This is a genomic window from Nitrosospira multiformis, assembly GCF_003050865.1.
Lineage (GTDB): Bacteria > Pseudomonadota > Gammaproteobacteria > Burkholderiales > Nitrosomonadaceae > Nitrosospira > Nitrosospira multiformis_E.
This window is the reverse complement of record NZ_QAOK01000007.1, coordinates 80627-94792: the sequence shown is the minus strand read 5'-3', so window position 1 is coordinate 94792 and position 14166 is coordinate 80627. Positions and strand designations below refer to the sequence as shown.

Genomic DNA, 14166 nt, shown 5'->3' with positions numbered 1-14166 from the left:
TAATCTCCCTCTAAAGTCTTCATCTATACATTAATAATGTTACAAGAGCGGCAAGCTCGAAAGATAATGCCCCTTAGGGGCATTGGTTATAGTTGCCGCATATACGCGACCAGGTCAGACTTCTCCTCATCTGTGAGCTTGAGCCCCAGCACTAGGTTGAAAAACTCGACTGTATCTTCAAGGGTCAGCAGGCGACCATCATGAAGGTACGGGGGACTATCCTTGATACCCCGCAGTGTGAAAGTCTTTATAGGCCCATCCCCCGGCTCATTCAGGAAGCGTTCGAGCTTCAGGTCATGCATCTGATGATCCAGAAACGTGGGGGGCTGGTGGCAGCTTGCGCATTGCCCCTTTCCAAAGAAGAGTTTCTCGCCGCGCATTTCCTTTTCTGTGGCTTTGGCTGGATCAAGTTTCCCGTCACTCTTGAGTTTTGGCGCGGGCGGAAAATCGAACATGTTCTGAAGCTGTGCCATATGACTTACATGAATCCGGTCAAATACGGGAAAGCCTTTTTTCATTGCACGAATCGGATCGCCATTGAAATAAGCGGTACGGAATTCGAACTCTGTGAAGTCTTCCACTGAACGCAGGCTACGTTTCGAACCGTGTATCTGCTGGTTAAACAGACCGCGCAGGCTTACCGTGTCGAGACGGAATCGGCGTTCTTCCGGGCGGATATCGGGACTCAGATGAAATTGCCCTGTCGTGTGGCCATTGATGTGGCAATCGAGGCAAGTCACTCCAAGACTCGGTTCGGTACTTTTACGATCGTCCGTCGGATTGAATTCTTCCTGAGGCAGTGGCGTGAGTAACATCTGCAACCCGTTGAGCTGTACGGGGGTCAAGATGTCCTTAAATAACCGATGAAAATTATTGATGGAAACCACCTCTCCGCGCGACACATCCCCTAATTCAGGCCGATTCTGGAGAAATATCGCTGGTGGAAACTCCGGCAAGAATTCTTCAGGTAAATCGAAATCGACATCAAACCTTTGCAGCCGAGGAAACATATCGATCTGCATTTGGGGAAACACCTGACCACCCGTGGATTGCTTGGGATGCGGAAGGGCTGGATACGGAAATGCGTTTTTGCTCTTTATCTCTTCAGGCGCCATTCCGGCGAGTCTTTGCCACGTCATGCCCGACGATAAGCGTGCCGTAGGGCCCACCGCCAGCGGCTTGCCGCGGGACATTTTTGCCTCCTTATCCAGCCGAGGCTTCAAATCATATCGTCGCTGCAGCAATTCACGCTGCGTTTGCATTACCTTTGGGCGCTCAGCCACATCTGCTTTCATGATTTCCTCAAAAGTTTGCATCGGCTTTTTGGCGTTGAACGGATCTCGGGAAAAATCAAATCCCAGAACCTTTCCGTTGTCAGGCTGATTCCCAAAAGCTTGCGAGGAAGGCATTGCATTCTTTGCATCAAAAATACTGGAACGATCGTGTTCGTCTTTTTTCTGCTCCGGCCGGGTGACAGAGGGGCGGCGAGGTGTCTGGGCAGCTTCAACCGCATCATGGGGGGCACGATTTGCGGAATGCTTCGCACGATCGTCCTGACTCAGAGCGCCATTCATTCCCGCACTCAAGCTGAGGAATCCTGCACTCAGGATAAGGATATTCATATTTTTCATCGTTGATCCTCCTTTCTTGACTGCGGTACCCAGCAGCGGGCGGTTAGCACGCGCTTATTCCCGCATTTTCTTGTCTGGGTTTCCCATGTTCAGCTAAACAGTTGAAATAATGTCATGTCCAGGAAAACAGCTCTGTTCGAAACCGCACACACATCGCCGGTCAGGCCCGGAGCGGGGGAGGCGGTACTCAGTACTTCTGGCAGGAGGAGCCGAATGGTATCCGGGCTTACCCGGTTGACTGAAAAAACCGCTTGAATCTTGCAGGAGACAGTTCGGAAGAATGGACAGCATGCGAAGCATAAAACGCTGCCAGGCACTCGTATTCTTTTTTTACGACCTCATACTGCTCGCCCGCGCTTGCCTCCAGTTGCTGACGGTCTGCAACTGCAAGGTGCCCCCGACGGCAGCGAATCGCACCGGCCGCCTGAAGCTTGTGTGCCGCAACCGTTACACTTTCGCGGCGTACGCCCAGCATGATTCCTGCCTGTTCATGGGTTATATGAAGCTCATTTCCCGGCAGACGGTCCAGACTCATCAATAAAAGATAGCTCAACTGTTGATCAACCGTATGGTATCGATTGGAGACGGCTACCTGTTCAGTTTGAACCATCAGAGCATGGGCAAAGCGCAGGACGAATTGCCTCAGTTCGTCGCCTAGCTCAAACTCATCCCTTACGAAACTGGTTTTAATGCGATAACCCTTACCGGTGCTCAGCACCACAACGCGAGCCGGATAGTTTTCACCGCCCAGCAGTGCCGAAACACCGACCAACCCCTCGTTTCCGATGATTCCGGTCTGTGTACACGCTCCGCTTGCCGTCTCATACAGCCGTGCAACTACGGAGTTTGTCGGGAAATACACATATTTGAAAGGAAGACCGGGGTCGTAGATGACTTGACCGGCTGGCATGGGCACATGTTCAAGAAGAGACAGCAAGCGGGTATAGCTTGAGAGAGGCAGCGCTGCGAGAATCTGGTTCTGCTTGGGACTCTGCGGTGGAAGCATGATGAACTTCAATATAGGTCTGGCATCGGAAAATGTAGCCGGCACATGTCGCCTATAACGCTTGTCGTTTTACAGCAGTATTAGCAGTATTTCTAAGCCTGGGCTTATTCCTTTGCAACTCTGGCCATCTCTTCCGGGCATAAGACAGTCTTCAGTTGTCATTCTTCGATTTCAGAATAGCTATCTCTGCTACCCGAAGAATGAGAATGTTAAATATTAGCGGGTGCAGTTACCCGATTCTGTACGGTGGCACACATAACACTTCCGGAGTTCTATTGATAAGACCGGCAAAGGAAGATGGCAGAAATGGGAGCGAATCTGGCAATGGAAAAGAATCGAGCAGGCGAATACAGAAGCCAGGACGAGTGAACTGATTGAAGTGGGCGCTCACATTGGCATGGATCTGCCGTCGGTCAATGCGAGCCAGCCGCGAATGAGGCGGTACGCCACCCAGACTCCCGTGCCTACGACGAGAATGTACGCAAGCATGATGCCGATGATGGTCGCAAACAATACGGCTGCAATCACCAGCCAAAGCAAGGTGTACCAGAAAGTGCGTATCTGCCAGCCGAAATGGGAATCAAGCCAGGTGCCGCGCACATCGCTCCGCTTCGTGTAATTGAGAATCACTGCGATGATCGAGGGCCACCCGGTGAGAAAGGCCGTAATGATGAATGCCGGTCCCAGGACTCCCATCAGGACGCTGAAACCATGCAACAGATAGACGAGATGAGTGAGATGAAGCAGCCCAGCAGATACAGGGCGTTCCATTCTTCGGCCGAACTCGCTCATGGTTGACGCTCCTCGCGCTTTTACGATAAGGAAGATGGGAGGACAATACATCCTGCCCAGCCTTCACGCTTGCAGGATTTCAGGGAGACGTCACCGGGTCACTACCCCGTCAGGCAGAAAGTGGCATGGCAGCACTCCAAAACTCCTGATCCCTCCTGAACCGCTATGCAGGATTGCCGATGGCAGGACTACTTGGTTGGGAGATCCTCCTCAGCGGGATCGTCGTAAAACTGGGGAGGAGGATTCCCGTCGTAGATCAAATGCTTGCGCTGCTGCAAGTAGGCATCGCGCACGAACAGATAAGGCTCAAGCGCTGCTTCATCACGGATTTTCATCGGGCCTGAGAGCCTTGCCCGTTTGTCAATGACGCCCAGAACGGAAAGCGGCACCGTGACGGGAGCACCGATCACATAAGTTCCGATGTAGAAAAGGACATTCGTAAATAGAGCGACTGGATACGAGGCAACATCGCGGTCGCTGCTGGGCCCAAGCAAGGGAACAAAAAGATAAGTGTTTGCATCCACCCCCCACACCCCCAGTGTTTGCCCAAAATCTTCATCGTGCTGCGTCAAACCCATGGAAGCAGCCGGATCAAAGAGCCCGGCGATACCAATGGTGGAATTGACGACGAAGCGCAAGCCGTCATGAAACCCCTGGCGTACCTTGCCTTGCAGGAAATCATTCAGGACGACGTTCGGGTACTGGATATTGTCATAGAAATTCCCCACCGAGCGCTGCACCCGGACAGGAACGTAATCCATATAGACGTCGGCTACCGGCTCGATGAGTTTCCGATCGACCACGTCAGTAAAAGTGTAAAACTTGCGATTGATACCCTCAAATGGATCGATCGGATCCGTATAGTCTGTGCCCTGATCGTTCGACGCCGTCGATCCCTGCGTGCGGGTAGTAGCACATCCCGGGACGAGCATTGTGCAGGCAAGCAGCAAGAGGATAGTGATACGGTTATATGTCACGGATTTATGATGAAAATGACAAAAAGGCTACGGGTCAATGAAACATGGAGACACCTAATGCAAAGTATAAACATAAATCGTTCCAGTGGCAGATAAAAAAAGACGAGCCTGGGAACGGGCTGGCAGGCACTGCGAAGAACTCCGAAAAAGACTGGAGGTCGGATAGAAGGCGGGTAAGTATGGTGAGAATAACTCGGAAAAGCTTCTTGGACCGCTTTACAGTTGATGCATTTTGAGTGTTTCAGCACCGATAGTCGTTAACTGTTGATCTCTATCTGGACGCCCAGGCATCAGGCGAAACAGTCAGATCGAGAGTGCGCTCATCTGCCCCAGTTCCTCCACGATAGCACCGAGAGCGCGAAGGAAATCAGCGACCTGCTCCGAAGAATTGGAGGCGCCCAGGCTTACCCGCACAGCGCAACGAGCCAGGGCGGGATCCACCCCCATCGCTTCCAGCACATGGCTTCGGCCGGGATTGACACTGGAACAGGCAGCCCCGCTTGCCACCGCGAAACCTGCCTTATCGAGACGCACTACCAGAGTATCTCCTTCGATACCCGGTAGCGCAAAATAGCAGGTATTGGGCAGACGGGAAGCATCGAGACCAAAAATAGTCACCCCCATCTCCATCAGGCCCTGCTCCAGTTGCTGGCGTAATGCCGAGATATGCTTGGTATGTTCCGCTATTCGTCTCTTGACTAACTCGCAGGCCACCCCTAATCCCACAATTGCGGGAACGTTTTCGGTACCCGAACGCAATCCGCTTTCATGCCCCCCCCCGTAGATGAGAGGTTTGAGCAGGACCCGCTTATCCATGATAAGTGCCGCGGCGCCCTTGGGACCGTAAATCTTATGGGATGACAGTGTCAGGGCATGTACATTGAGCGAAGCAAAATCGACAGGTATCTTGCCAAATGCCTGTACCGCATCTGTATGAATCCACGCACCTCGCGCGCGGGCCTTCTCCGCCACCATCGAGACATCCTGAATCACGCCTGTTTCGTTGTTTGCCAGCATGACTGAAACCAGCCCCGACTGTTGATGCGACAGCGCCTCGTCAAGGTCGGCCGGGTCCAGCCGGCCCTGATTATCGACTGCCAGCCGACGCAGATTCCAGCTTCCGCGCGAAGCACGCGCCAATTCCTGCGCGGTTTTCATCACGCAGGGATGCTCGATTGCGCTTATGGCAATCTGTCCCGGCTTCATGTAACCCGCGGCACCTTGGATGAACAGGTTATTGGCTTCCGATCCGCCGCTGGTGAAAATCACCTGCGACGGCTGCACCCCCACTGCATCCGCCACCTGCTCGCGCGCGCGATTAATCGCCCGGCGAGCTGCAATGCCAGGGGCATGCCGGCTGGAGGGGTTTCCGTACTCTTCCTGGAAGTACGGCAACATGACATCAAGCGCGGTTTTATCGACAGCAGTCGTGGCGTTATGGTCGAAATAGGCGTAAGTCATTGTCCGGGCTCTCGCTCTGCGGGCGCGTCGGAATGGAAAATCGGACCTGAAACCAGCAAACTGTTACCGCTCAGGCAAGAACTGTATGATGTTGCGATGGAGCGCAGGCTCTCACATCCTGCAGGACAGCAATATCCTTCACCTTGGGGTTTGATACGAGCTGCTCCAGTGTAACCAGCGCCAGGTAATCGCGTATCCGCGCGTTCAGGTTCGCCCATAAATCGTGCGTCATGCAGCGCTGATCATTGTGGCAGTTTTCCTTGCCTCCGCATTGGGTGGCGTCGATGGGTTCATCCACAGCCAGAATAATGTCTACTACAGATACCTCGTTCATGGGTTTGGTCAAGCGGTAGCCGCCGCCGGGACCGCGCACGCTGCCTACCAACTTGCTGCGCCGCAGCTTTCCGAACAACTGTTCAAGATAAGACAATGAAATTTTCTGACGTTCACTGATACCCGCCAATGTAACCGGCCCATCCGCGCTGTGCAACGCAAGATCAATCATTGCCGTTACTGCAAAACGACCCTTGGTTGTTAACCGCATTTTCTGCCCCCCAATAGAAATTGACACTGAGTGAAACCACAAAATAATCGGCGACAAGTCCTGCACAGTTGCCGGAACAAAACGCTCCAAACAAGTCTTCCTGATTCAATTCAACAAAGTGCCGCTGTGCATCAAGCTGGAATTCAGATGCTCCCTCCGAACGCCTTCCTCGCGTAAACAATTCCAATACCCGACAACATTGGTCAAGTATATAAATCCCCTTTGTCATGGTCAACTATTTTGTCCGGCTATTTTCGTTTAAACCTGACTGCCGTCAACTCTTCCTGTCATTATTCAATTTCGTTTGCATCCAGGGAGCATGAGGGGTATCAGGGGTATCAGGGGTATCAGGGGTATCAGGGGTATCAGGGGTATCAGGGGTATCAGGGGTATCAGGGGTATCAGGGGTATCAGGGGTATCAGGGGTATCAGGGGTATCAGGGGTATCAGGGGTATCAGGGGTATCAGGGGTATCAGGGGTATCAGGGGTATCAGGGGTATCAGGGGTATCAGGAGTAAGCGGGAAAGCAGCAGCGTTCGCCTGCATCCGCTTCTCGCAGGCGCTCAGTATCCCTCGTAATATATTGATCTCCTCCTTTTCCAGCCGCGCGCGGGCAAACAGCCTTCGCATGCGCTGCATCAGCCGTTTCGGCTCCCGGGGGTCGAGAAAACCGCTGCTGATCGCGACTTGCTCCAGGTGAGCGTAAAGCAATTCGATTTCATTAAAGGTCGCTGCCGCTCCGCCGCCACGCAGGGTCGACAACAGAGGCTTGATTTCCAGCAAGCCCATGCAAGCCATGCGCAATTCATATGCCATGACCTGCACAGCGCTGGCAAGATTGAGAGAGGAATATTCCGGATTGGCTGGAACATGGATGATGATCTGGCACTTGCTGACTTCAAGCGTGGTAAGGCCGGACATTTCCGTGCCGAACACCAGTGCAATGAAATCCTTTTGCGCAAGATCGAGCAGTTTGGCCGCACCCTGCCGGGCATCAAAAACTTCATGAGAGAGATCGCGTTGCCGGGCCGTTACAGCCGCTGCCAGAACAGTGCCACTGAGCGCTTCATCGAGCGTGTCGCAGACTTCTGCCTTATGGAGGATATCCAATGCGCCGGTGGCCCGTCTTTCAGCTTCCTTGTCAGGGAAAAACCTGGGATTCACAAGATAGAGCGACTCCAGCCCCATGGTCTTCATTGCCCGGGCCACCCCTCCGATGTTACCGGGATGGCTGGTATGGCTCAGGACGATTCGGACTTTATCGAGCATCTCGCGTCCTGACGGATTATCTGGGTTAAAATCCACGATTCACTTTATTTTGAATTCCGACAAATGCATCCCATGCTCACCATCGCGGTAAGAGCCGCGCGCCGCGCAGGCGGCATCATCAATCGTGCTGCACAGAACCTGGATTTACTGAATGTTTCGCGCAAGGCGCACAATGATTTTGTCAGCGAAGTAGACGGCGCCGCAGAAAATGCGATTATCGAGATGCTGCTCGATGCCTATCCCAGCCATTCCATTCTAGCAGAAGAAAGCGGCGCCCAAGGTGATCCGGGCAAGTCTGAATATCAGTGGATCATCGACCCCCTGGACGGCACCACCAATTTTCTTCATGGCTTCCCGCATTACTCGGTTTCGATCGGATTGATGCATAAAAATGTCTTGTCGCAGGCAGTGGTCTATAACCCGGCTGCCAACGAATTATTCACCGCAAGCCGTGGGGCAGGCGCGTATCTCAATGACCATCGCTTGCGCGTGAGCAAGCGCAGCAAGCTTGGTGACTGCCTGATCGGCACGGGCTTCCCGTTTCGTGAATTCACGCATGCCGAGGCCTACCTTGCCATATTCAAGGATATCATGCCCCGGGTGGCGGGAATCCGGCGTCCCGGTTCCGCCGCGCTCGACCTGGCTTACGTCGCGGCAGGACGATACGATGGCTTCTGGGAGTTCGGCCTGTCAGCCTGGGATATAGCGGCTGGCTGCCTGCTCATTACCGAGGCAGGCGGACTGGTGGGAGACATGGAAGGAAACGATACCTATCTGAAAAGCGGCAACGTGATTGCGGGTAATCCGAAAGTCTTCGGCCAGCTGTTGCAGGTCATTGCCCCGCACCTGACACCGGAACTGAAGATGGCTCAAGGCGTGGGATGATGCATGCGGGAGCGCCTCGTGAAAACGATGGCAGCGGTAATTCCGTTTTCCTGGCGCGACCCGCCCGGCGTCAATCCCGATGTCAATCCTGGCAGGCAGCCGAGGAAGGTGTGTGAAACAACCGGAGAAATAACATCATGTCCACCTCCCCGGATGCCGAACGGCAGCGATTGGAAAACCAGCGGCAAGGCCGGGAAGCCTGGCGTCTATGGGGACCTTACCTCTCAGGACGCGCATGGGGCACCGTGCGGGAGGACTACAGTCCGGATGGAACGCCCTGGGAATATTTCGACCATGACCAGGCACGTTCGCGCGCTTATCGCTGGAATGAGGACGGGCTGGGCGGTATCTCGGACGAAGCGCAGCATCTCTGTTTCTCACTGGCGCTCTGGAACGGTAAGGATCCCATCCTCAAGGAGCGCGCCTTCGGTCTCACCGGAAACCAGGGTAATCGGGGAGAAGACGTAAAGGAATGCTATTTCTACCTCGATGCCACGCCTTCTCACGCGTGGCTTCATTACCTCTACAAATACCCGCAATCCCCCTTCCCCTATACGCAGCTGATCGAGGAAAACGCCCACCGTTCGCGCGCGGAGCCGCCGTTCAACCTGATTGACAGCGGCGCTTTCTCGGAAGACCGGTATTGGGATGTGGAAGTCTTTTACGCCAAGGCGTCCCCGCATGAACTGCACATCCGCGTAGTTGCGAGCAACCGTGGGAAAGAGGAAGCTTTATTGTGGCTGCTGCCGCAATTGTGGTTTCGCAATTACTGGTCCTGGTCCGGAAAAGATGAGGTAAAACCCCTCCTGCATGCCATCTCCGCGCCCCGGAATGCCGTCTGGGCGATAATGGCAGAGCATCCCGCGCTGGGAAACTACTATCTCTATGGCCGGCAGCAAGCCGATCTTCTCTATACGGAGAATGAAACCAACAATACCAGGTTATGGGGCGTACCCAATGCAGGACCTTATGTTAAGGATGCCTTTCACCGTTATCTCGTGCAGGGTGAGCAATCCGCTGTAAATCCCGCGAAAAAGGGAACGAAATTCGGCGCAGCGCATAAGCTCGCAATCCCGCCCGGCAAGACAGGCATGGTCGAGCTGGTGCTCACGGCGGAGCCCCATCTTCAGCCATTCGAAAATCAGGACAGTATTTTTGCGCAGCGCCGCGCCGAAGCCGATGCTTTTTTCCACACGTTCCTGACAGACGAGGCGCCCGCCGAGGATCAGCGCATCCTGCGGCAAGCACTGGCGGGCATGATATGGACCAAGCAGTTCTATCACTACGACGTCTCCGACTGGCTGAAAGGAGACCAGGCAACACCGCCCGCATCGAGGCAGCAGGTGCGCAACCACGCGTGGCCCCATCTCAAGGCGAGCCATGTCATTTCCATGCCGGACACATGGGAGTATCCCTGGTTTGCCGCCTGGGATCTCGCATTTCACTGCACCACGCTGGCGCTCATCGACGTGGATTTTGCCAAGGAACAGATCGAACTGCTGCTGAATGAAAACTACCTGCATCCCAACGGGCAAATCCCCGCATATGAATGGACATTTAGCGATGCGAATCCGCCGGTGCACGCAATGGGTGCGCTCAAGGTATTCCGAGCCGAGCGGGTGCAGCGAGGCAGGGGGGATATCGGTTTCCTCAAACGCGTGCTGCACAAGCTTTTGCTCAATCATACCTGGTGGATCAATCTCAAGGATTCAACAGGCACGAATGTATTCGAGGGAGGATTCCTCGGACTGGACAATATCTCGGTATACAATCGCTCTGAGCCGCTCCCGCCGGGTTACACACTCAAACAGGCTGATGCAACCGGCTGGATGGCGATGTTTTCCCTGCAATTGACTGTCATGGCGCTGGAAATTGCAGTGGAAGACCCCGCCTATGAGAATATCGCTGTCCAGTCCTATAGCCAGTTCCTGGCAATTGCCAATACGATTGCCGGACATACCGGAGCTGGGGTTTCCCTGTGGGTCGACATCGACGACTTCTTCAAGGATCTCGTCGTTGAGCCGGATGGAAGCACACACCGCATCGATGTTTTCTCCTGGGTGGGCATCATTCCGCTGTTTGCGTGTGAGGTCGTGGATGCCCGGCTGCTTGCAAACCGCAAACGTTTCACCGCACTGCTGTGGGAACACAAGGGCGGCATGTTCGATGGAAGCGTGATATGCGCTTGTCCCGTCGACACCAACGAACGGGGCGAGCATCTGCTATCCCTGGTGACCCCCGCGATGTTCGTCAGGATGTTGCCGCGGATTTTCGATGAAGAAGAGTTCTTTTCGCCCCATGGGGTGCGCAGCGTCTCCAAGCGCCATGCCACGCAAGGAAACCTCGGCCATATCCCGGGCGTCGGCGATGCTGTCATCCGCTATGTTCCTGGCGAATCCGACTCCCCCCTTTTCGGCGGCAACTCGAACTGGCGCGGACCGGTGTGGATGCAGACCAACTATCTGCTGATTCAAACTATCGAGAAGATGCACCGCTACCTCGGCGATGCCTTCACTTTTCCTGCCCCCTGCCTGAACCATTACGAAATCGACCTTAAACACGCTGCCAATATGCTGGCGGAACGGCTGGTGGATATTTTTCGCCGGGATGAATCCGGCTTGATCCCGGCCTTCCCCGAAAAGAGCCCTCATCAGACCGATCCTCACTGGCGCGACCTGCTGCTGTTCCATGAGTATTTTCACGGTGAAACCGGTCAGGGTTTAGGTGCCGCTCACCAGACCGGCTGGACCGGCCTGGTAGCGAACCTGGTGATGCGCCGATATCGGAAGGGGATTCCGGAGTTTTGGAAGCAATAGGGCCCTGCAAAGATTTAGCATGGTTAAATGGTTAATTTACAAAGAAATAAATGAATGTCTCAATCCAGTAAAGCCAGATTTTTAACCAATCCCCCAGTATTTGAAGCGTTATTGAATAACCATACCCCCATGATGCAGCAATACCTGCGCATCAAGGCGCAACATCCCGATATGCTGATGTTTTACCGGATGGGGGATTTCTACGAGCTGTTTTTTGAGGACGCGGAAAAGGCGGCGAAGCTGCTCGACATCACGCTGACCCGTCGCGGCACCTCGGCGGGAGAGCCGATCAAGATGGCGGGCGTGCCTTACCATGCGGCGGAGCAGTATCTGGCAAAGCTCGTCAAGCTTGGCGAATCGGTCGTCATCTGCGAACAGGTGGGCGATCCCGCCACTTCGAAAGGACCGGTAGAACGCCAGGTGACGCGCATCATCACCCCCGGCACCCTGACCGATGCTGCGCTCCTGGAGGACAAGCGGGACAGCGCCCTGCTTGCCTTGCTCGTGCATGAATCCACCCTGGGGTTAGCGTGGCTGAATCTTGCAGCAGGGCAATTTTCTGTGATGGAGACTTCGGTGAACAATCTCACAGCCGAACTCGAACGCCTGAAGCCTGCCGAGATTCTTTTGCCGGAATCGCTGAATCTTGCCGGGATCAACGACAGGGTGATGCAGGGGAAGTTATGCGTGAAGCATTTGCCGGCATGGCAGTTCGATACCGGCGCGGCTGTGCGCAATCTCTCCCGGCAGTTCGGTACCCATGATCTTTCCGGTTTCGGCTGCGAGGATCTGGATGTTTCTCTCGGCGCCGCAAGCGCGTTGCTGGATTATGCCCGGCTGACGCAGGGCGCCAGCATAGGTCATATCAAGGGGTTGCGGGTTGAGCGGGAGGATACTTATCTGCGCATGGACGCCGCCACCCGCCGCAACCTGGAGCTCTCCGAAACCATACGAGGCGAGGCGGCGCCCACTTTATTGTCCCTGCTGGATACCTGTTCGACCAACATGGGTAGTCGGCTGTTGCACCACTGGCTGCATCATCCGCTTCGCGACCGCGGGCTGATCCAGAATCGGCTCAATGGTGTATCTTTTTTGATGGGGGAAGCAGGATCAGGTCCCTACCTTTCGGTGCGCGACTGCTTGAAGCGCGTGACGGATATCGAGCGCATTACTGCTCGTATCGCGCTGAAATCGGCAAGGCCAAGGGACTTATCCGGGCTGCGAGACAGCCTGAAACGGCTGCCCGCAGTCAACAACGCCGTTGTCGGTACTGCCACTACAGGCAGTGACAGCAGTGACGGCAGTGGCGTCAACGCGCATGTTGCGGCACTCATCCACTTGATGGCGCCAGACAATGCTCTCGTTGCGCTGCTGGAGAAATCGCTGAAGGAAGAACCGGAGGTGATGCTGCGTACCGGGGGCGTGATTGCCGATGGCTACGATGCCGAGCTGGATGAGCTGCGCGCGATACACAACAATTGCGACGAGTTCCTGCTGCAACTCGAAACCCGGGAAAAGACCCGTACCGGTATTGCGAATCTCAAGGTGGAATACAACCGCCTGCACGGTTTTTACATTGAAGTGACGCATGCGCACATCGAGAAAATCCCCGACGACTATCGGCGCAGGCAGACACTGAAGAATGCCGAGCGTTATATTACGCCTGAGCTCAAAGCTTTCGAGGAAAAGGCGCTTTCTGCGCAGAGCCGGGCACTGGAGCGGGAGAAATTGCTGTATGGCGAGCTGCTGGATATGCTCTCGCAATATATCGACCATCTACAGCAGGTGGCGCGCAGCGTGGCCGAACTGGATGTCCTTGCGACCTTTGCCGAACGTGCACTGGCGCTTGACTACACCCTGCCCCTTTTTACCAATGACAGCGTTATCGAAATCCAGGCAGGGCGGCATCCGGTAGTTGAAAAACAAGTGGACAGCTTCATCGCCAATGATGTCCAGCTTGGCGTCCGCGTGGGTGGCAGGCGGCAGATGCTCGTCATTACCGGGCCCAACATGGGCGGGAAGTCTACCTACATGCGCCAGGTTGCCCTGATTGCGCTGCTCGCCCATTGTGGCAGCCTTGTTCCGGCACAAAGCGCCCTGATCGGGCCGCTGGATCAGCTTTTTACGCGGATCGGCGCATCCGACGATCTGGCTGGAGGACGTTCCACCTTCATGATGGAAATGACCGAGGCCGCGAATATCCTGCACAACGCCACCGCACAAAGCTTGGTGCTGATGGATGAAGTGGGCCGGGGAACCTCTACGTTCGATGGACTGGCGCTCGCTTTCGCAATCGCCCGTTACCTGTTGGAAAAGAACCGCAGCTACACGCTATTCGCCACACATTATTTCGAATTGACACGGCTTGCGGAGGAGTTTGCACAGGTCGCAAATGTGCACCTGCGCGCGGTGGAGCACAAGCATCATATCGTGTTCCTGCACGCCGTCAACGAGGGGCCCGCCAGCCAGAGCTACGGTCTCCAGGTGGCGGCATTGGCTGGGGTGCCTGATCCGGTAATAAGAACAGCGAGAAGATACCTGCTGAAACTTGAACAGGATGCGTTGAGCAATCAGCCACAAGGAGACTTGTTCGCCGGGGGCGATCTCTTCTGGAAGCAGAACAGAATGCCGGAAGGTGCCGTTGACAAAAATGACGGCCTGCCGGAGCATCCTGTGTTTGCACTGCTGCGCACTATCGTACCCGACGATTTGAGCCCGAAACAGGCTCTGGACCAGCTCTACGCTTTGAAGAAGGCGGCAGAGAAAGAATAGCTTCGACTTAGA

Annotated in this window: 9 protein-coding genes and 1 pseudogene; 3 read left to right on the top strand and 7 right to left on the bottom strand. The window is 54.8% G+C overall.

The genetic code is table 11. The annotated features are described in order from the left end of the window. Window positions 1-86: 86 nt before the first annotated feature. The 7 genes and pseudogenes from C8R21_RS05630 to C8R21_RS05590 form a co-directional block, all read right to left on the bottom strand. Complete coding sequence (locus tag C8R21_RS05630) at window positions 87-1631, bottom strand: cytochrome B6 (protein ID WP_107761819.1); 1545 nt, start codon at window positions 1629-1631, stop codon at window positions 87-89. A gap of 226 nt (window positions 1632-1857) precedes the next feature. Then, the gene (locus C8R21_RS05625) at window positions 1858-2637 is read right to left on the bottom strand and encodes a Crp/Fnr family transcriptional regulator (RefSeq protein WP_107761818.1); all 780 of its coding nucleotides are present in this window, start codon (window positions 2635-2637) and stop codon (window positions 1858-1860) included. Between the two features lie 387 nt (window positions 2638-3024). After that, on the bottom strand, window positions 3025-3429 hold the full coding sequence (locus C8R21_RS05620) for a DUF4870 family protein (protein WP_107761817.1): 405 nt from the start codon (window positions 3427-3429) through the stop codon (window positions 3025-3027). Between the two features lie 188 nt (window positions 3430-3617). Further along, window positions 3618-4406 carry an MlaA family lipoprotein gene (locus tag C8R21_RS05615; protein ID WP_258192272.1) on the bottom strand — a complete coding sequence of 263 codons (789 nt, stop codon included), beginning with the start codon at window positions 4404-4406 and terminating at the stop codon, window positions 3618-3620. 303 nt (window positions 4407-4709) lie between these two features. Further along, window positions 4710-5867, bottom strand: a complete 1158-nt coding sequence (locus C8R21_RS05605) for a cysteine desulfurase family protein (protein ID WP_107761815.1) — start codon at window positions 5865-5867, stop codon at window positions 4710-4712. Between the two features lie 70 nt (window positions 5868-5937). Further along, the gene (iscR, locus tag C8R21_RS05600) at window positions 5938-6411 is read right to left on the bottom strand and encodes a Fe-S cluster assembly transcriptional regulator IscR (RefSeq protein ID WP_074972651.1); all 474 of its coding nucleotides are present in this window, start codon (window positions 6409-6411) and stop codon (window positions 5938-5940) included. 547 nt (window positions 6412-6958) lie between these two features. After that, window positions 6959-7681, bottom strand: a pseudogene (locus C8R21_RS05590) (RNA methyltransferase); the annotation flags it as partial. A 63-nt stretch (window positions 7682-7744) separates the two neighbouring features. Between C8R21_RS05590 and C8R21_RS05585 the strand changes: the two are divergent. From C8R21_RS05585 to mutS, 3 genes are all read left to right on the top strand, one after another. Next, the gene (locus tag C8R21_RS05585) at window positions 7745-8566 is read left to right on the top strand and encodes an inositol monophosphatase family protein (RefSeq protein WP_107761814.1); all 822 of its coding nucleotides are present in this window, start codon (window positions 7745-7747) and stop codon (window positions 8564-8566) included. A gap of 137 nt (window positions 8567-8703) precedes the next feature. Continuing rightward, on the top strand, window positions 8704-11382 hold the full coding sequence (locus C8R21_RS05580) for an MGH1-like glycoside hydrolase domain-containing protein (protein ID WP_107761813.1): 2679 nt from the start codon (window positions 8704-8706) through the stop codon (window positions 11380-11382). 54 nt (window positions 11383-11436) lie between these two features. Then, the gene (gene mutS, locus C8R21_RS05575; protein ID WP_107761812.1) at window positions 11437-14154 is read left to right on the top strand and encodes a DNA mismatch repair protein MutS; all 2718 of its coding nucleotides are present in this window, start codon (window positions 11437-11439) and stop codon (window positions 14152-14154) included. The last annotated feature ends 12 nt before the right edge of the window (window positions 14155-14166 follow it).

Excerpts from the sequence above, each read along its gene's own strand:
- C8R21_RS05630 (WP_107761819.1), bottom strand. The coding sequence starts at position 1,631 with ATGAAAAATATGAATATCCTTATCCTGAGTGCAGGATTCCTCAGCTTG.
- C8R21_RS05625 (WP_107761818.1), bottom strand. The coding sequence starts at position 2,637 with ATGCTTCCACCGCAGAGTCCCAAGCAGAACCAGATTCTCGCAGCGCTG.
- C8R21_RS05620 (WP_107761817.1), bottom strand. The coding sequence starts at position 3,429 with ATGAGCGAGTTCGGCCGAAGAATGGAACGCCCTGTATCTGCTGGGCTG.
- C8R21_RS05605 (WP_107761815.1), bottom strand. The coding sequence starts at position 5,867 with ATGACTTACGCCTATTTCGACCATAACGCCACGACTGCTGTCGATAAA.
- iscR (WP_074972651.1), bottom strand. The coding sequence starts at position 6,411 with ATGCGGTTAACAACCAAGGGTCGTTTTGCAGTAACGGCAATGATTGAT.
- C8R21_RS05585 (WP_107761814.1), top strand. The coding sequence starts at position 7,745 with ATGCATCCCATGCTCACCATCGCGGTAAGAGCCGCGCGCCGCGCAGGC.
- C8R21_RS05580 (WP_107761813.1), top strand. The coding sequence starts at position 8,704 with ATGTCCACCTCCCCGGATGCCGAACGGCAGCGATTGGAAAACCAGCGG.
- mutS (WP_107761812.1), top strand. The coding sequence starts at position 11,437 with ATGTCTCAATCCAGTAAAGCCAGATTTTTAACCAATCCCCCAGTATTT.